This window comes from Neobacillus sp. DY30, assembly GCF_030123065.1.
In the GTDB taxonomy this organism is placed as follows: domain Bacteria; phylum Bacillota; class Bacilli; order Bacillales; family Cytobacillaceae; genus Neobacillus.
In genome coordinates, this window is sequence record NZ_CP126093.1 from 3,774,942 (window position 1) to 3,791,913 (window position 16,972).

Sequence of the window (16,972 nt, forward strand, 5' to 3'; positions counted from 1 at the left end):
ACTAAGCCTAACTCGCTTTTCTTGCATTTCCAAATTGACTTCTGGATAAAGTTCGTTTTAAACGATGTCCCATGACACCTGCTAGTACAGCTAGGATAATGTCCTTTGGAAGAGGAACGACCATCCATAACCAAGCCATTTTATAGGTAAATCCATCTGGTGCTGCAGCCCAAATTTTATAAGCGGCGTACATCCAGTTGGTACCGAAAAGATAATTTATGGCCATGCCTACAAGTGCTGCGAACGCAAATCCCCTAACTGTATTTTTCATTTTTTCAATTATGTAACCAGTAGCATATGCTGTAAACACATAAGAAACAATAAAACCAAATGTAGGCTTCAAGAAAGTCCCAAACCCTCCGCCAAATTGAGCAAATACAGGTACTCCCACTAAACCAACGAACATATAAACCATCATAGCAATCGCACCCAATCGACTACCTAGTACCACGCCTGCTAAGATTGCAAAAAATGTCTGCAGCGTGATGGGTACTCCCCCAACGACCATGAATGGTGCAATTGAAGTAATGTTAGCCCCAACAGCCATTAGCGCAACAAACATTGCCGCAGCTGTTAAATCAGTTGTTCTAAGTTTCATAGATATCCCCCTAAACAAATTCTATAAATTAAGAATAATTGGTTGCATATTATATGTCAACTTAAATTATATTCGAGTTTACATATAATATGATTTTCCACCTGTAACATGTGAAAAACGATTAAGTCAGTGCCCACTAAACAGCAACAAAATTTATCTATTTCATATTATGGAGTAGGTATTCAACTAGATGAGTAGTTTTGATTTTTTTAAGGGGAGAGGCAATGATACATGTCTATCAGAAAAGCAACTTACGAGGAAACTCAAAGTATCTTAAATTACCATTTACAGGTATTAAAAGAGGCCACTATGGGGTACGTAAAACCAAGTCGTGAGAAAGCAATTGAAATGATGACTCCTTTTTTGAATGGGGGTGGATATTACCTTGTTCGGGTAAAACATAATGTTATTCAAGGCTGGATTGGTTTAGGGCGTATTATCGATCAAAATACGGACGAAACGGTCGGCTTCATAAATGAAATGTATGTACTTCCACCCTATCGCAAACAGGGGACAGCTGAGAAATTATGTAAGGCGGCTTTCGTTCAGCTACGAGCTGAGGGCCATAAGAAGGTCCAATTAAACGTTTATGCCGGTAACCACGTGAAACACCTTTATGAAAAGCTTGGATTTACAGACGTTTCCACTCTGATGACAAAAAAATTAGATTAAGATTATTCTCTGTGAGCAAAATAGAGGTCGTCAAAATACTATCAGATGACCTCTATTTTTCAATGTGTAAAAAATAATAAATAATTTATGCTTTAAAGTGCTGTACAACTTTCCCTTTACCATGTTCTACTTCGACTACACCATATGCTCCATTGACAAATGTGATTTGTGGCGGTACATGGCCACAATCAACATCATAAATAATGGGGATTTGGAGTTCATTGGACAAGTCTTGATATACATCCTCAATCGTATAGTTCTCTACTGGTTCATTAGCAGGACTCCGGCCAAATAGGATACAAGATATGTTATCAAACCAGCCGGCTAATTTCATTTGCACTAACGTTCTTCGTAAATCGGTTGTTTTCAACTCGCAATTCTCAAGATACCACATGACAGGTTCTTCGTTGATATATTTTTCCTTGAAACTTTTTACGTCACCATACGGTGTGCCAATTAAGTGCCGGATAACGTCAATACAACCACCAAGTAAACGTCCCTCTGCTTTAACTTTTTCACCAGAAACTGTCTTCCAATCTGTTTGTTCTGTTAAATGAAAAACACAAGGAGATTGGTTATGATGCTGCCATTCTTTTTGATACTTTTCAGAAGAATGCTGAGTAATCGAGGCTCCTGCTTTTGTTGATAATACATTTTGCCACATGGCAGTTGTTTCATCGGTGTAATCCCCTCTTAAATCGATTAAGTTCGTTCCATTTGCCGTTGCTATACCGGTCTTTAACGTGATTGCAAGCAACAATACACTTGTATCAGAGTAACCCAGTACCCACTTATTCTTCATATTATCAAAATCTAACTCTTCTAAGATCTCAATAAGCAGCTCCCCGCCCCACGGTGGAATGATGAGATCAATCGCTTCGTTCTGTACCATTTCATTAAACTCTTGGGCACGTTTCACTGCCGGTGTGGATTTGGCTTTGTCCTGCTTCCACACTGTCTCTCCACAAATGATATGAAAGCCACTTTCTTTTAACCGGCTAGTGGCACTCTTCAAAAGTTCATGCAATTCTTCTTCAACACCAGAAGAAGGAGCCGTCACCCCTATGGTTGCGTTATTTTTTAAAATTGGATATGTAATCATGTTGAACCCCACCCTAAAATAGAATTTATTACCATTATTCTACTGTGTTTAAGGTAAGAATGACTAGCTTAATTTGTAGGATGCTTTATGGAAAGATGCCATACACTTCAGACAGTCTTCCCCTTTTAATGGTGTTCTAGGTTTTTCCTTAAGGTAAAGGACCATAGCCATATAGTGTTGGGGACCCCATTTGTAACAATGTTTATAATCGTCTAGGAGGTGAAACCCGCATTTTTTCCAAAAATGAATTCTTGCATAGTTCTCAGGAATGTCATCACATTCTACTTCAAGTAATATTTGCTTGTAATGTGGCTGTAATTGAGCCCATGCCTTTATATAATCAAAAAAATCCTTACCAATACCATGACCACGCAACTTCTTTCTTACCGCCAAATAATCCAATAGCAGTACACTTGAGTTTGGCATTGAACCTGTCAGTGCCATCGCCAGGACCTCATCGTTCTCTATTAACACATGAAGCGCACTATAGCCCCTAGCAAACATATTTCGGATAATCTTTTCTGGCTTGGTGGCATGTTCTCCAAAAGCAACATTATATATGTCTTTTGTCTTTAGCCATAAATCTTCATCCCATTGTTGGGTTGTGATAAATTCCATCGTTGTCGTTCCTTTATTTTGAAGTTTTTACTGATCTTTTTAGCATTCTGCCAGCAAGCTGCGGCCGACGTTCCATATACCATTGAAAGAACCAAATGGATGTAGCAAGCAAAAAACCACTCGCAAAATAACCACCAATGATATCGCTAGGATAGTGGACTCCTAAATAAATCCTACTCACCCCAATCATGATAATGAAAAAGGAGCTAAAGAGAATCAGCAGGGTACGTCCGCTTCGATTAGATATATGTCTCCATAAGAGGAAGGTTAGGATTCCATATACAGTAAAAGCATTCATTGCATGACCACTCGGAAAACTATAACCGCCGATTTCAATAAGCCTGTGTAAATCTGGACGAGCGCGTCGAAAGATTTCTTTCAGCAGAAGATTTAAGATGGGTGAACCAACAACAACGCCAATAAATAAAAGTAATTCTGATCGATGGTGCAAAACCTTATAAAGAAAAAAGATAATAAAAAGGCATAAAAACACTACAATTTTAGTTGACCCTATTTCTGTAAAAAACTTCATAATAGAGGTAATATAAGGCGCTTCCAGCGATTGAACTGACTCAATAATGGCATGATCAAAATTAACCAATTTATCTCCCCTAATCAACATCACCACTAAGCTAAAAAACATGAGTGAAACCACACTAACAACAAATACACGTGTAACCTGAAACCTCATATTGTCCATATTGCAAAACCCCTTCATACTGGTTAACCATATAATTCCCATTTACCGTAATCCTACAAACCCTACACACATAAAAAGAGCACCAAATATACAAAAATCGCTGCATAAGCAGCAATTTTTGTATATTTGGTGCCTGTCACCGTAACTTACCCTACAAATTTCTTATAGAAGGTTGTTTCTTGTTTTAGTTGCATGATTTGTTGGGATTTGATTTCGTTTTTTCTGTTCATTTCAAAGATTTTCAAATGGTCTGCAGTAATGTTATCTTCGTTTATAGCTTTGGTTAAAATTGGTGCTAGGATATGGGCGTCTTTCATTCCACAATTTATTCCGATTGCACCTGTTGGTGTCATGGTATGGGCTGCGTCCCCTATTAGGATTAATCCGTCTTCTACCCATGTTTCACAGCGGGAACTTTGTACCTTTAAACAAACAAAGTCGCTCCAAGATTGAAGATACTCTCTTACACCATCTTGTAGCTCTGGAAAACTTTCCATCAATGGTTCTAAGAACGGCTGTATCGAACCTTTCCTTAATACAGGAAATGAGCCCTCTGGTATGTTCCAGCCTATTTGGATGAATCCCCCAGTTTGGCTGAACAACGCCAGCTGATGACCATTAACCAAAGCCATTCTTGTTGTCGGTTCCCATCCTTCTGGAGCTGGTATTTTAGCCCAAAGGACATCATATCCATGTGTCATTTCAACTGTTGGAATCTTTGCAAGCTTCCTGACGGTTGAATAACGACCATCTGCTCCTATTGTCACTTTACTGTTGATCATAATTTCTTGACCGTTTTGGATTGCTTTTACACCTGTATAGATTCCTTGTTCATCCTGGATTAATTCTTTAACCGTTGTATTAAATAATAATTGGAAATGGTTATTTTGCACAGACTCTTGAATAATGGCACTTAACAAATGTGCTTGTGGTACATGAATTCCAACGTGGTCCTCGTGGACACCTGGTGAAATGCTATTCACCATTTTTCTTCCAGAGAAATATTGTACTTTTTTCATTTTTAGGATACCAAGCTCTTCTATTTTCTCAAATAATTTGTGCTCTTTCAGGATTGCTTCTGTTTCGGCATTAATATGCTCGCCTCTGAATTGCCTATTCACTCCAGCAGATCGTTCTATTATGATAGTAGATACACCGTTTTTAGCTAATAAATGTCCTAGTAATGTCCCTGCAGGTCCGCCGCCAACGATACAAACATCTGCTTGTAAGTTCATTTTACCCACCTTCTACTGTTATTAAATTTTCTATATATTAATGTATTTTCAACAAATAGTTTCGTTTAAAAAAGTTTCATTATAAGAAAAAAAGTTAAGTATAGAGTAACAAAATTATTAAAAACGGTCAATCATTTATTTACCCTGACTATTACCATTTACCTATAAAATCCAAGATAATTGGACACCAAAAACAGTATGTTAAATTATTTGTAAATTTAACATCAGATAGTTTGCGATTTTTTAAAGAAAAGGTTAACCAATGTTAAGAAATGGCAAATTGAATCTATTTCCCTTTAAAAGCTTGTATGATAATTCTGTAGTACAAATTGCAAGCATTCAAGGAGGAATTTTTGAGATGAAAAGTTTCAAGACTTGGTTAGTTGCTACAATGTCCGTTTTAATGTTACTTGGAGTTGCCACTGGTTGTGCTGATACTGGAAATGATGAAACAGAAACAGAACAAAACGAAGAAGGTACTGAGGAAGGTACAGAAAATACAGAGGAATAAGCAATATTTACAATATGTAACATGAAACAAGGCGGCCAACTGCCGTCTTGTTTTGTTTTTATTTATGTCTAATCAGTAAATTTGTTCCAAAGGTATTCCTTCTACTATTTTTCAGCTTGTCCCTAAATGTAGAAACAATGATGGAACTGCCCAACCAAAACAGGAGCCCAAGTACAATACTTAACGTCCAGTTACCGCTGACCTGTAATACTGTCCATACAGTTGCCACGCAAACTACACCGCCAATCATTCCAAAAACCGATCCATTTGCGATCTTCGCTGCATTCTTTGAACCCGAAGCAATCCCCACCATTAACACCGCTGTAATCATCACGGCTGGGAATGCTGCAAAGATACCAGCTAAGATTTTCCAAGGAGAAATGACCGTTATCAAATAACTTACCATTACGGCTGCCCCGCCTAGCATAAAGCGGATCATTAAATCTTTATACATAAATATCACCCTTCCCTTATGAGTAAGTTGTAATCATCACAACAGCCATAGATATAACCAGCCAAAATCCCATAGCCTGTAAAAGACCGCGTTTCCATCCTTGTCTTGGCAAGAGATATCCTGCAAGTATAGCAACCAGAATATTAATTCCCATACCGACTATGGCACCTTTCGATAAAACTATTGAATGGGCTACTAGCTCATTACCACTAAAATCCAAACCCACTGTCAATAAAGCCGCTAAATATACAGCAGGAAATGCTGCAAAAATTCCTCCAGCCTTTTCACCTAGATTCCTTGCAACAAGTGTTGAAACAACTACAGCAGCTCCTCCTAAAATAAATCTTATCAGTAAAGCACTTATTGATAGATCTCCCATGGTGATTCACCTCTGTTATTTTTAAAAACTAAATTGGTTATTACTTGTGAATAAATTCACATAAATATAACATACGTTCATTTTACCGCATTTTCACGCTATTACATGTGAACATTTCTTTACTATTTTTAAAGCGTTACCATCGTGAAGTATATAGGGAATCGTAAAAAAAGAAAAACCCTGGTTTAGGGTTTTGGCCTGAAGCTATATCAATAACCTTTTTTTGTATCCACTCTATTGCTCAGCGGTTTGCCTTGGTCAATGTTTTTAAGTGTTTCGAGAAAACAAGCAGCCCCCTCACTTGGGGTTGTTACGGCGGAGATATGTGGAGTTATTTGAACCTTTGGATGGTTCCACAACGGATTGCTGTCTGGAAGAGGCTCTTGATCAAAAACATCAAGGACAGCAAATCCAACTGTGTTTTCATTCAAAGCCTGTAGAAGGGCTGATTCATCAACCGAAGCACCTCTACCCACATTAATAAAGCCGGCACCAGAAAGTTGATTAAAGATGCTACCATCAAATAACTTCTCTGTTCTATCCGTCAAAGGCAAAGTATTGATCACATAATTCATCTCATTTAACTCAGGAAAATGATAATCAACCGTCATAACCTTTTTAAAACCAGCTTTTTCCTTCCCGCTTAAAGATAACCCGTACACGTCAACCCCTAATCCGGAAAAAACGTTCGCAATCTTTTGACCGATTTCACCTGTTCCATAAACAAGAACTTTTTGTTCTCCGATTAATTTCGGTGTTGACTGAGCCCATTTTTTTTGCTGCTGTTGCTCTTGAAAACAGTCATGAAACTGTAAATCTTTTAAGATGTAACTTAAACAATACTCTGCAATCCTTTGCCCAAAAGAACAATTTGTTCTTGTTAAGAGTATCTCTTGATTCCAATCTTTCTTATGTAAAAAGCGATCGACGCCTGCGCCCAGCGAGTGAACCCATTTTACAGAACTGAAATTATATTCCGCTTTAAGATTAAAAGAGACCAGTGCGTCTGCCCAGCTTAAATCTTCCTGTGATAGCTCTTCCTCCGACATAAAACGGAAAGTTTTATGTCGGGCTTCCTTTTCTATTAAAGCTTGAAGTTCTCTATACATTGGACTTACAAGTAAAATATTCTTTATTTTCATTCTTTCTCCACTTCCTAAAAAGCTTAATCTTTTGGCACGTCAAGTGCTTGATAGGCAGACTGATATTTCCCGCCATCGGCTACTTCTGAATGGTACAAAGCCTTAAGGGCAAAGTTCTTTTCAAGGTCATGTTCATTGATCAATTCCTTTAAGTGCTGCTGCAATTCTTTGTGGTCTTTTACTAACTGTTTCATTTGTGATTTAAAATACTTCATTGCGGAGATTTCTCCTCTCTATTGTAAAAATAAGGACGATTATTGTATATTTAATCGTCCTTATTTGTTCGGGTTATTTCAAAGCCTTACTCACTTTCAGCTTCTTGCCTTTGACCGTTGTGTGTTCCATGGCTTGCAGTACTAACGAGCCTTTTCCATTAAGAATGTCAACATAGGATAAGTTATCCTGAATGGTGATGATGCCAATGTCATCTGCTGAAACCCCAGGAATATTGGAAATGGTACCAACAAAGTCCACCGCACGCAGCTTCTTCTTTTTGCCGCCGCTGAAGTGGAGCTTGGTAATATCCTTGTTAATTCTGGCCGTCTTATTATTTCTTACCACTCTTCGCCCGCTAAGTTTTTCTTCAAATGCCGCTTTTCCTCTTGTAACCTCATCCGGCGTCGGAGCATCCATTGCAGGGAGTTCGAAGCCAATATATCTTTCAATTGCTTTTAGGAACTTCCCTTCAAAAGGTGTTGCGAAGGTAATCGCTTTTCCTTTGTTTCCAGCCCGACCTGTTCTTCCTGTCCGGTGAACGTAGCTCTCTTTTTCCATCGGAACATCGTAATTTATAATTAACGTCACATTATCAATATCGATACCCCTTGCAGCTACATCCGTCGAGACTAAATACCGGAAATTGCCCAATTTAAATCCATCCATGACAGCAAACCGGTCCTCTTGCTCCAGCCCGCCATGTAATCTTTCACAGGAATAATTGGCTTTTTCCAATTCCGTATAGACCTTCTCTACATTTTCTTTTGTTCGGCAAAAAATGATACAGCTATCTGGATTTTCAACTACTGTTACATCCTTTAACAGTGAAATCTTATCCTCATCCTTCACTTTGATGACCGCATGTTCAATCGTATTCGTTGTCACACCAGTAGCAGTGATCTCAATATGAATCGGATCTTTCATATATTGATGGCAGAGGTTTTCAACATCCTTCGGCAGGGTTGCTGAAAAGACCATCGTTACCCGGTTTTCCGGAAGTTCTTTTATGATAGCCTCGACTTCGTCAATAAAGCCCATATTTAACATTTCGTCCGCTTCATCGATGATTAAATATTTGATTTTATCTAATTCGAGTGTTCCTCGTTCAATGTGATCGATGGTTCGACCAGGAGTACCCACGACCACATGCGTTTTTTGCTTTAATTCTTCCTTTTGTTTCGAGAAAGGCTCTTTCCCATAAACCGCCATCGCTTTGATTCGTTTAAAACGGCCAATATTCGTTATGTCTTCACGAACTTGGACGGCTAATTCACGAGTAGGTGTAAGGATTAACGCCTGGGGTTTTTTCTCGTCCCACTCCATCATTTCGCAAATCGGTATCGCAAAGGCTGCTGTCTTACCGCTGCCTGTTTGTGATTTTACTACCAAATCTTGATTCTCTAATGCCTTTGGTATAACTTCTCTCTGGACTTCTGTGGGCCTCTCGTATTTTAGTACGGAAAGCGCCCTTCTTATTTCCTCGCTTAACGGATAATCCTCAAACTTATTTTCACTCATGCAGCAACCTCATTTTTTATTATTATCCAACTTCTATATAGGATTTCTCTGAGAGAAATATCATATGCAAAATCTGAATAGGTTCATTATACTTGAATTACATAACATTTCGAGGGTTATTTTTACTCTAGTTTCATAACTGCTTTACAAGAATATAAAGAAAATGTACAGTAAATTTTAGAAAGATAGGTAATTTGGCTGTATCTTCTTAAAAAAGTCAGAAATATCAAAAATTCGGACGAAAATCTGTTATAATGGAAATATCCTATTCTAAGGATAGTAGAATTTAGGTAACAGACAGCATGATATTCTAACAGTAGACTCTTTTTTTATTTAAACCATATTTCATAATAGGAGGTTATCTATGTATAAAATCAAAGATAAAGAAAAATTATTTATTTACACTGGACCCGATGGTTCTGGGCGAAAAACCATTGCAAAGATGGTCGCAACAGCATTTGATATGGAAACGGTCCTCTCATACACCACTCGTCCTCCACGTCATTATGAACAAGATGGTGTAGACTATCATTTTATTACGGACGATACCTTCCAAGAGATGCAAAACAACGAAGAATTTCTTGAAACAGTTGATATTGATGGAATTCATTATGGGATTCGTGAAGACGATATCGTCAAAGCCTTTGAGCATCACAATCTTGTATACTTAACGTTAAACCCAGAAGGCACCGAAAAATTAAAAGAGATGTATGGTGACCGTGTGATGCGCTTTTTCATCTTCGCTAACCGTGATACGGTAATCGAACGACATAAAGCACGTAACGATAAGGAAGAAGATATTCAAAGACATCTATCTCATTATGATGAAATCATGGCTTATAAAAATGAATGTGAGCATGTCTTTGAAAACTATGATTCTCCGCAAGTTTCGTTTCAGGTTAGTGAAGTCATTGAGGCCTTTCTGGATCGTAATAGGATTGTTACAGATTATTAATTACAGAGAAAAAGGACCATTTATTGGATATTTATCCTTTAATGGGTCCTTTTTTAATGTTCAACAACTTTACTTTTATGAACGGTAGAAAACATTATAGATAACAGCTTGAAATTCTCTTATAAGGCGTGTATAATTAAGTGTTGAAAACATTATTTAGGGGGAACTCTTTTTGTCGATCGAAGTAGGCAGCAAAGTACAAGGTAAAGTAACGGGTATTACTAATTTTGGAGCGTTCGTAGAATTACCAGGTGGCACAACTGGTCTTGTGCACATCAGTGAAGTAGCTGATAGCTATGTTAAAGACGTTAATGATCATCTTAAAGTTGGAGATCAGGTTGAAGTTAAGGTAATTAGTGAGAAAGACGGTAAAACTGCCTTGTCTATTAAAAAAGCTATTGATAAGCCAGAAGGTCAAACTTCTTCTTATTCCCAGCGTCCACAACGCCAAGGAAGAGATAACAGGCAATCAAAAGACTTCCGTTCAAAAGGCGGCAATTTTAAGCCAAAAGAGAACTTTGAAGATAAAATGGCTAAATTCTTAAAAGCTAGTGAAGAAAACTTATCCAGTTTAAAACGCAACACCGAAACAAAACGTGGCGGCAGAGGCGGCAGACGCGGATAATTATAGATAAAGAAGGCATGCCCGCACAGGCATGCCTTCTTTTATTTTAAAGCGAATAAAATTGTTTATATAGTAAAGATTCCTCTAATTTTTTGCCAAATCTCTTCGATTTGCTGCTAAAGGCGGCTGCTCTAGCCATTCGTTCTCGATCATAAGATTGGCTCCATCTTCCGATAGTTTCAGAACTTCCACCGTAAAACGTGAATAATCAACAACTAAATCGGTTTTCTGACTTTCCGAAATCGCGATTCCATAGTTCCCTACCCCAGCATATATCATTAGGTTAAAGTGAAACATCATTAATTTATCGGAAAATGGGGATTCATTGGAATCTGTCACTTCCTGTTCAAATCCCATCGGAAATGCTAGTGAGTCCATTTCTAAATAGCTGCTTAAGACTTTAATATGCTTCAAGGAAACATCTTTTCCTCTTAAGAAGTATTTTCTAACCTTTTTGGACTTGGCCACTTGGCTAAAAGCAGTTGTAATTGCGACACCAATGCGGTTAGTAAGAACATTTGCATAAAGATTGGTAACCTCCGTCCCCGTAAGTGATTCCCTTCTTCCCAACCCTTCTAGAATAAAGGATTGTTTATGGACAAACTCTAATTTTTGTGGATATGGAATAACGGGCGGGCGCATGGCAAGGCCTTTGTCCAACAAAATCATCGCCGCTTTTGAATCCAGTTCGAGGGTATCAGTTAAACATTCAGCATAAAAGGAACGAATATCATGACGATAAACATTTTGTAATATCCTTCCATATGTAACTAAACGCCTTTTGACATGTTTCGTAAATACCTTATGTAAAAAACATCTGAAAATAACCGGCTGGCCAATAAATTTACATCTTGTTCGGTAAACCCTTGTGGAACCTGAATTTGTTCCTTTGTAAATATTTCACGAATAAACCTCACATGTTTCTGAGACAATTCTAATGCGTAAGTCGTAAGGGATTTAATGTCATTGTCATCGATATGTACTAAAAAATACTTCAAAACGCAGAGAGACATACTGTCGGCAAGATAACTTGTCCAAAGATAGGACAACTCAGATGCCGTTAACTTGATATGATTGAGGTTTTTATCCATAAAAATTTCCTCCTATTTTCTTCAAGCATAATATTTCCAGAATAGGAGGAAATTATTTATTGGTATTAGTTATTACATAACCAATTCATTAATCGATTTTTTCACAGCAAGCCTGAATGTCCAAATGATGTCGGTTAAAATGTCGGTTTCCACCTTTATTTCTTTTATGTCCCAATATAATTCATTCTTTCGGTGATAATAAAAAGCGCCATCTTGTGTTTTCATTATTGTAAGGATTCCTATTGGTGTCTCTGTTTCCATTGTAAGAAAATGTTTTTCTCCATCCCAGTTTGCAAAGGCTTCGAAAATTTTCAGAAAGACTTGGACTTCCGTTTTAGTCTTAAGCACAATTTCCACTCCCCTTATTTAAAAATAAAGCATGAAGAACATAACCATGTATTTTCTTTCTAATTGAGTATGGATATGATTATAGTTAATAAAACAGGCAGCATTCCATCATTCTGTAAGAAACACTAACATGGTTTTCCTCCTTTATTTGAAAACTATTATGACCATACGTCCAAACAAGTGTTAAAGCAGTTACAGGAATTCTCATTAATTTCTAATAATTTTTTCATCAACCTCTAACTCCCGTCCATGATAATAGGATTAAGAAAATGTTACACCTTAGGGAGATGGTAGGATGAGTGTTGTTATTGGCTATGTATCAGATTACTTCTCGATTATAATGACGGATACTCGGATTACCTATGGTAAGGACGCAGAAATGGGTTGGGATGATAATTATGAAAAGCTGGTATCCCTTCCAAATATGGGGTGGGCAACTGGCGTAGGAGTATATGATTTTATTAACAAATTTAATAGAAAGCTAGGAACTATGAAACATACGACTGTACCAATCATGGAGGAATTATTTGAGGAAACACTTGAACAAGAAAAACAGCAACATGAATACCTAAAAGAACATTTTGATTCTACCGTGATTACCTGTTCCTGGGTAGGAATGCAAGAAGATAAAAAAATGTTCCGTGTTGGCATGTTAAACAAAGAGTGCTTCGGTAACAGGCTCGTTGAAATTGTCAATCATCATATTACGATTTTGTATCCTTATGATTACTTGGATGACCTTAGCAAGGTGGAAAATATTGAAAATAGATTCAGCATGTATACGGAATATAATGGGGATTTTATGAGTCTTCTCGAACAATTGCTACAAATCTTCGCTGAAATATCTGCAAACTCCTTCGGTGTCAGCAAAATCTGCAATATTGGTATTCAAGTTAACTTGGATAATGATTTTTATAAAATTCACCTAAAAGAAGATATTCGTCCACTCATAAAAGCTGCAAAAGATGGTTCCATTTTAAATAAATTCTCAGTCGTGTTTTAGGATTGTTACCGTAATTGAGCACTCCATATATTATCAAAACAATTCTTGCCTGATTGTTACGATAATTTGATCCATCCCAGATTTATCGGCACAATTCTTACCTGATTGTGACGATAATTAATCAATCCCTGATTTATCAGCACAATTCTTTCCTGATAATTACGATAATTAACCAATCGCTGCTTTATCGGCACAATCCAATTAATAAGTTAAGGCTGTCCGAAAGTCTAGTGGACTTTTGAACAGCCTTTTATTAATCTTATTTCTTGTTTAACTCATCTAGCAGCGGAAAAAGTTCTTCTAAATGTTGAATCTCATAGGTTGGAATAACTTCATTTCTTTCTTTATCGTGGCGGTTGATCCAAACCGATTTAATTCCAACCTTATTAGCACCAAGAATATCTGTCATTAAGTTATCTCCCACCATCAGGACTTGATCCTTCTCTAATCCCATTAATGACAAGGCGTGCTCAAAAATAGACGGATCTGGCTTCCCTCTTCCGAATGCACCTGAAATGACAATCTGATCAAAATAAGGAACAAGTTCAGGCGTAATCGATAGTTTCGTATTCTGCAAATCGGGGGATCCATTTGTCAAAAGAAGCAATTGGTACTTCCCTTTTAATGATTCTAAAATATTAAACGTTTCCTCATATACGAACGGTAAGTTCCTACGCTCCTGAGGGAATCTCTCCGCTAACTCATACCCAAATTCAGGGTTATCTACTCCCAAAGCCTTAAGTCCTGCTGTCCAAGCATCCTTTCGATAGCCAGGTACGATTTCTTTCATTTTTCTAAATTCATCATGATCATCTAAAAAGTTTCCCCATAAACCTTCAAACGGATTGATTCCAATCATTTGTGTAAACGAATAAGTTTCATAGGAGGAGTATAAATTTCTAGCAGCCTCACGAACTGCTTCTTCTAATTCAATGGCGTCTACCCCATAGCGTTCCTCCGCTACTTTACAAGTAGCAACAAATGCTTCCTGAATACTTTTTTGATCCCAAAGCAGTGTGTCGTCTAAATCGAAAAAAATTGCTTTTATCATTCTAAGTCTCACCTTTCACACAAATATATTTTTCTAGTTTACCATTATTTAAATTAAATGAATATTCTTTCACAAAATAAAATATAAAAATCCATCGGATAACTGCAAGGAAATCATAGCTATCGACCGATTACTGACTTGATTTAAGCAAGATGTCGTTTTTTACTATTCCGAATATTCCTAATACTGTTATACTAAAAGGGTATATAGATTGGGCGATGACAGCCACTCTAAGGAGTATTGTTATGTTGAATTTATTGATTACCATGGTGGAGCGGTTAGGCATTCTAGTAATGATTGCGTTTATTTTAACGAGATTTCCTTTCTTTCGGGATATGATTTATCAGGAGAAATTGAATCGAAAGCAGCAATTGACAGCGATTCTGTTCTTTGGTTTTTTTGGGATTATTGGAACATATTCAGGTTTAACTCTAAATACCGACAGCCTTGAAATAAACCGTTGGACGTCCGAATTAAATGCCGACGAGGCAATTGCCAATTCACGAGTAATAGGTGTGGTATTAGCAGGTCTCCTTGGTGGATATAAGGTCGGAATTGGTGCAGGATTAATTGCAGGTATACACCGTTTTACACTTGGGGGTTTTACCGGACTATCCTGTGGTTTAGCAACCATTGTCGCAGGAATACTGGCAGGAATCTTTTATCGAAAAAATAAAGTCCTAAAGTTAAGATCTGCTTTTTTCATTGGAGCTCTTGCAGAATCCTTACAAATGGTTGTGATTCTTCTCCTTGCCTCACCCTTTGAAAAGGCATGGACATTGGTAGAGATTATTGGTTTGCCGATGATCATAGCTAACGGTTTAGGCTGTGCGCTATTCCTGCTTATTATCAAAAGTGTCATAAATGAAGAAGAAAAAGCAGGCGCTCTGCAGGCCCAAAAAACATTAAGAATTGCGGAAAAGACCCTGTCCTATCTTAGAAGCGGACTTACTGCTTATTCTGCAAAAATAGTCTGCGATATCCTCCATAATGAAATGAATACGAGAGCGGTGGCGATGACAAATCTGTCGGATATCTTAGCCCATGTTGGACTTGGGCAGGACCATCATCGTCCTGAAAATCCCATTCAAACCGAAATTACAATGGAGGCCATCGATAAGGGCGCAATTGTGGTCGCAAACCAAGAATCTATTCATTGCCGGCAAAGGGGCTGTCCTCTTGGTGCAGCCGTTATTGCACCCTTAAAACAGCGAGGGAAAACGATTGGAACGTTAAAGTTCTATTTTCGTTCTGAAAAAGAAATAACACCTGTCACGATGGAACTAATAACAGGGCTTAGTTCACTTTTAAGTAACCAGCTTGAACTAGCTGAAGCAGACAAGTCCTATCAACTAGCAAAGGAAGCGGAAATTAAGGCACTTCAAGCGCAAATCAGCCCTCACTTCCTGTTTAATACATTGAACACGATTCTTTCACTTGTACGAGTCGATCCTCCTAAGGCACGGAAGCTTCTTGTTTCTTTGTCCCATTTCTTGAGGCAAAACCTTACCGTCACGACTCAAAGCGTGACGACCTTAGAGCAGGAATTAAAGCATGTTAAAGCTTATTTGGCTATAGAAGAAGCGAGATTTAAAGATAAATTGTCAGTCGTATACGATATCGAGGAAATCGCGCTATTAGAGACAATTCCCCCTCTCACCCTTCAGCCAATTGTAGAAAATGCAATTAAACATGGCCTGAAGGATACAGAAAGGAATGGGTTGGTGAGAATTACAATTCAAAAACAAAACAAAGAGACCCTTGTAAAGGTTGAGGATAACGGGATTGGTATAGGTAAGGAGCGTGCAAATGAAATGTGTAAATCTCCTATTCTTTCGGAAACTGGAAATGGAGTAGCCCTTTACAATGTTAACCGCCGGTTGACCATCATGTATGGCGAAGGTTCACGACTATATATTAAGAGTGAGTTAAATAAAGGGACTGAGATAGAATTTTGTGTCCCTTGTACGGAGGTAAGTTAAATGGAAACATCTATTCGAACACTAATTGTTGATGATGAACCCTACAGTCGTGATGAATTAAAACATTTATTAGGAACCTACCAATATATTAAAATTGTTGGAGAAGCTGAATCAGGTGAGTCTGCTATCTTAAGTTCTATTCAACTTCAGCCTGATGTAGTCTTTTTGGATGTAGAAATGCCCAAAATGAATGGAATGAAAGCAGCTAAAGCACTCTTGGAACTAAAAAAGGCACCATTGGTTGTGTTTGCAACCGCCTATCCGCAATTTGCTGCGGAAGCTTTCCGGTATAACGCAATTGATTATCTTTTAAAGCCCTTTGATGAAGAGCAATTACACGAAACCATTAAGCGTATTGAGAGGAAGTTCATTGGTCCAATCGAACAGGATACGGGAAAACCTCCGGGAAAACTTGCCCTAGAGGTAGACGGTGAAATCATTTATCTTGAACCAAAAGAAATTTTATATATTGTCAGAGAAGATAAAGTCACCAAACTCATTACAAAAAATCGTGAATTTGAAACGAAAACTCCTCTTAAAGATTTGGAAAGCAGACTACTTAACTTTGGATTTTTTAGAATTCATAAGAGCTTTCTTGTGAATTTGGAATATGTGAACCGGTTGTCCCCCTGGTTTAACGGGGCCTATCAGTTGGAAATTGAAGGCAGGAAGGAATTACTTTCCGTTAGCAGAAATTACGTAAAAGCATTGAGGTCACGATTAGAAATATAATCATTCTAATTTTTTTGCATCTTAATTCCTACTATGAGCA

At 37.7% G+C, this 16,972-nt stretch carries 21 protein-coding genes and 1 pseudogene; 7 read left to right on the forward strand and 15 right to left on the reverse strand.

Features of this window, described 5'->3' with window-relative positions:
- Positions 1-7: 7 nt before the first annotated feature.
- Positions 8-598 (reverse strand): biotin transporter BioY, encoded by a 591-nt coding sequence (locus tag QNH29_RS18290; RefSeq protein ID WP_283860801.1) that lies wholly within the window; start codon positions 596-598, stop codon positions 8-10.
- A 231-nt stretch (positions 599-829) separates the two neighbouring features.
- On the opposite strand from QNH29_RS18290, the gene QNH29_RS18295 reads away from it, so the two are divergent.
- Positions 830-1,270 carry a GNAT family N-acetyltransferase gene (locus tag QNH29_RS18295; RefSeq protein ID WP_283860802.1) on the forward strand — a complete coding sequence of 147 codons (441 nt, stop codon included), beginning with the start codon at positions 830-832 and terminating at the stop codon, positions 1,268-1,270.
- Between the two features lie 85 nt (positions 1,271-1,355).
- On the opposite strand, the gene QNH29_RS18300 is transcribed toward QNH29_RS18295, so the two are convergent.
- The 4 genes from QNH29_RS18300 to QNH29_RS18315 form a co-directional block, all read right to left on the reverse strand.
- Positions 1,356-2,372 (reverse strand): S66 family peptidase, encoded by a 1,017-nt coding sequence (locus QNH29_RS18300; RefSeq protein ID WP_283860803.1) that lies wholly within the window; start codon positions 2,370-2,372, stop codon positions 1,356-1,358.
- A 63-nt stretch (positions 2,373-2,435) separates the two neighbouring features.
- A complete protein-coding gene (locus QNH29_RS18305) occupies positions 2,436-2,990 on the reverse strand; it encodes a GNAT family N-acetyltransferase (protein WP_283860804.1) in 555 nt (184 codons plus the stop codon).
- Positions 2,991-3,003: 13 nt separating this feature from the next.
- Positions 3,004-3,690: a phosphatase PAP2 family protein gene (locus tag QNH29_RS18310; RefSeq protein ID WP_283860805.1), complete on the reverse strand. Its 687-nt coding sequence runs from the start codon at positions 3,688-3,690 to the stop codon at positions 3,004-3,006.
- A gap of 146 nt (positions 3,691-3,836) precedes the next feature.
- Complete coding sequence (locus QNH29_RS18315) at positions 3,837-4,925, reverse strand: FAD-dependent monooxygenase (protein WP_283860806.1); 1,089 nt, start codon at positions 4,923-4,925, stop codon at positions 3,837-3,839.
- Positions 4,926-5,283: 358 nt separating this feature from the next.
- Between QNH29_RS18315 and QNH29_RS18320 the strand changes: the two genes are divergently transcribed.
- A complete protein-coding gene (locus QNH29_RS18320; protein ID WP_283860807.1) occupies positions 5,284-5,436 on the forward strand; it encodes a hypothetical protein in 153 nt (50 codons plus the stop codon).
- 58 nt (positions 5,437-5,494) lie between these two features.
- Here the strand turns inward: QNH29_RS18320 and QNH29_RS18325 are convergent, their stop codons facing one another.
- The 5 genes from QNH29_RS18325 to QNH29_RS18345 form a co-directional block, all read right to left on the reverse strand.
- Positions 5,495-5,890, reverse strand: a complete 396-nt coding sequence (locus QNH29_RS18325; protein WP_283860808.1) for a DUF3147 family protein — start codon at positions 5,888-5,890, stop codon at positions 5,495-5,497.
- A 16-nt stretch (positions 5,891-5,906) separates the two neighbouring features.
- Positions 5,907-6,269 (reverse strand): DUF3147 family protein, encoded by a 363-nt coding sequence (locus QNH29_RS18330; RefSeq protein WP_283860809.1) that lies wholly within the window; start codon positions 6,267-6,269, stop codon positions 5,907-5,909.
- 209 nt (positions 6,270-6,478) lie between these two features.
- Positions 6,479-7,411, reverse strand: a complete 933-nt coding sequence (locus tag QNH29_RS18335) for a D-2-hydroxyacid dehydrogenase (RefSeq protein WP_283860810.1) — start codon at positions 7,409-7,411, stop codon at positions 6,479-6,481.
- Positions 7,412-7,434: 23 nt separating this feature from the next.
- Complete coding sequence (locus QNH29_RS18340) at positions 7,435-7,626, reverse strand: hypothetical protein (RefSeq protein ID WP_283860811.1); 192 nt, start codon at positions 7,624-7,626, stop codon at positions 7,435-7,437.
- A gap of 73 nt (positions 7,627-7,699) precedes the next feature.
- Complete coding sequence (locus tag QNH29_RS18345) at positions 7,700-9,145, reverse strand: DEAD/DEAH box helicase (RefSeq protein ID WP_283860812.1); 1,446 nt, start codon at positions 9,143-9,145, stop codon at positions 7,700-7,702.
- Positions 9,146-9,509: 364 nt separating this feature from the next.
- Here QNH29_RS18345 and QNH29_RS18350 point away from each other — a divergent pair, with 364 nt between their 5' ends.
- Together QNH29_RS18350 and QNH29_RS18355 are read left to right on the forward strand one after the other, a co-directional pair.
- Positions 9,510-10,100, forward strand: coding sequence for a guanylate kinase (locus QNH29_RS18350; RefSeq protein ID WP_283860813.1), 591 nt, complete (start codon positions 9,510-9,512; stop codon positions 10,098-10,100).
- A 172-nt stretch (positions 10,101-10,272) separates the two neighbouring features.
- Positions 10,273-10,725 carry a S1 domain-containing RNA-binding protein gene (locus tag QNH29_RS18355; RefSeq protein ID WP_063251682.1) on the forward strand — a complete coding sequence of 151 codons (453 nt, stop codon included), beginning with the start codon at positions 10,273-10,275 and terminating at the stop codon, positions 10,723-10,725.
- Between the two features lie 84 nt (positions 10,726-10,809).
- Here the strand turns inward: QNH29_RS18355 and QNH29_RS18360 are convergent, their stop codons facing one another.
- The 4 genes and pseudogenes from QNH29_RS18360 to QNH29_RS18375 form a co-directional block, all read right to left on the reverse strand.
- Entirely contained in the window at positions 10,810-11,385 is a 576-nt protein-coding gene (locus QNH29_RS18360; RefSeq protein ID WP_283860814.1) for a DUF3231 family protein, read from the reverse strand.
- Between the two features lie 6 nt (positions 11,386-11,391).
- Positions 11,392-11,565, reverse strand: a pseudogene (locus QNH29_RS30345) (hypothetical protein); the annotation flags it as partial.
- Positions 11,496-11,816 carry a DUF3231 family protein gene (locus QNH29_RS18370; RefSeq protein WP_283860816.1) on the reverse strand — a complete coding sequence of 107 codons (321 nt, stop codon included), beginning with the start codon at positions 11,814-11,816 and terminating at the stop codon, positions 11,496-11,498. The pseudogene QNH29_RS30345 and the gene QNH29_RS18370, both read right to left, overlap by 70 nt.
- 72 nt (positions 11,817-11,888) lie before the next feature.
- On the reverse strand, positions 11,889-12,164 hold the full coding sequence (locus QNH29_RS18375) for a hypothetical protein (protein ID WP_283860817.1): 276 nt from the start codon (positions 12,162-12,164) through the stop codon (positions 11,889-11,891).
- Positions 12,165-12,459: 295 nt separating this feature from the next.
- On the opposite strand from QNH29_RS18375, the gene QNH29_RS18380 reads away from it, so the two are divergent.
- On the forward strand, positions 12,460-13,167 hold the full coding sequence (locus QNH29_RS18380) for a hypothetical protein (protein ID WP_283860818.1): 708 nt from the start codon (positions 12,460-12,462) through the stop codon (positions 13,165-13,167).
- Positions 13,168-13,426: 259 nt separating this feature from the next.
- Here QNH29_RS18380 and QNH29_RS18385 read toward each other — a convergent pair whose 3' ends face one another.
- Positions 13,427-14,218, reverse strand: a complete 792-nt coding sequence (locus QNH29_RS18385; RefSeq protein WP_283860819.1) for an HAD family hydrolase — start codon at positions 14,216-14,218, stop codon at positions 13,427-13,429.
- A gap of 245 nt (positions 14,219-14,463) precedes the next feature.
- Here QNH29_RS18385 and QNH29_RS18390 point away from each other — a divergent pair, with 245 nt between their 5' ends.
- Positions 14,464-16,200 (forward strand): sensor histidine kinase, encoded by a 1,737-nt coding sequence (locus QNH29_RS18390; RefSeq protein ID WP_283860820.1) that lies wholly within the window; start codon positions 14,464-14,466, stop codon positions 16,198-16,200.
- The gene (locus QNH29_RS18395) at positions 16,201-16,932 is read left to right on the forward strand and encodes a LytR/AlgR family response regulator transcription factor (RefSeq protein ID WP_283860821.1); all 732 of its coding nucleotides are present in this window, start codon (positions 16,201-16,203) and stop codon (positions 16,930-16,932) included.
- Positions 16,933-16,972 lie beyond the last annotated feature (40 nt).

Bases quoted from the DNA above. Each gene is read 5' to 3' on its own strand.
- QNH29_RS18320 (WP_283860807.1), top strand. From the start codon at position 5,284: ATGAAAAGTTTCAAGACTTGGTTAGTTGCTACAATGTCCGTTTTAATG.
- QNH29_RS18295 (WP_283860802.1), top strand. From the start codon at position 830: ATGTCTATCAGAAAAGCAACTTACGAGGAAACTCAAAGTATCTTAAAT.
- QNH29_RS18370 (WP_283860816.1), bottom strand. From the start codon at position 11,816: ATGGATAAAAACCTCAATCATATCAAGTTAACGGCATCTGAGTTGTCC.
- QNH29_RS18315 (WP_283860806.1), bottom strand. From the start codon at position 4,925: ATGAACTTACAAGCAGATGTTTGTATCGTTGGCGGCGGACCTGCAGGG.
- QNH29_RS18385 (WP_283860819.1), bottom strand. From the start codon at position 14,218: ATGATAAAAGCAATTTTTTTCGATTTAGACGACACACTGCTTTGGGAT.
- QNH29_RS18390 (WP_283860820.1), top strand. From the start codon at position 14,464: ATGTTGAATTTATTGATTACCATGGTGGAGCGGTTAGGCATTCTAGTA.
- QNH29_RS18310 (WP_283860805.1), bottom strand. From the start codon at position 3,690: ATGGACAATATGAGGTTTCAGGTTACACGTGTATTTGTTGTTAGTGTG.
- QNH29_RS18335 (WP_283860810.1), bottom strand. From the start codon at position 7,411: ATGAAAATAAAGAATATTTTACTTGTAAGTCCAATGTATAGAGAACTT.
- QNH29_RS18290 (WP_283860801.1), bottom strand. From the start codon at position 598: ATGAAACTTAGAACAACTGATTTAACAGCTGCGGCAATGTTTGTTGCG.
- QNH29_RS18345 (WP_283860812.1), bottom strand. From the start codon at position 9,145: ATGAGTGAAAATAAGTTTGAGGATTATCCGTTAAGCGAGGAAATAAGA.
- QNH29_RS18340 (WP_283860811.1), bottom strand. From the start codon at position 7,626: ATGAAGTATTTTAAATCACAAATGAAACAGTTAGTAAAAGACCACAAA.
- QNH29_RS18300 (WP_283860803.1), bottom strand. From the start codon at position 2,372: ATGATTACATATCCAATTTTAAAAAATAACGCAACCATAGGGGTGACG.
- QNH29_RS18330 (WP_283860809.1), bottom strand. From the start codon at position 6,269: ATGGGAGATCTATCAATAAGTGCTTTACTGATAAGATTTATTTTAGGA.
- QNH29_RS18380 (WP_283860818.1), top strand. From the start codon at position 12,460: ATGAGTGTTGTTATTGGCTATGTATCAGATTACTTCTCGATTATAATG.
- QNH29_RS18325 (WP_283860808.1), bottom strand. From the start codon at position 5,890: ATGTATAAAGATTTAATGATCCGCTTTATGCTAGGCGGGGCAGCCGTA.
- QNH29_RS18305 (WP_283860804.1), bottom strand. From the start codon at position 2,990: ATGGAATTTATCACAACCCAACAATGGGATGAAGATTTATGGCTAAAG.
- QNH29_RS18395 (WP_283860821.1), top strand. From the start codon at position 16,201: ATGGAAACATCTATTCGAACACTAATTGTTGATGATGAACCCTACAGT.
- QNH29_RS18350 (WP_283860813.1), top strand. From the start codon at position 9,510: ATGTATAAAATCAAAGATAAAGAAAAATTATTTATTTACACTGGACCC.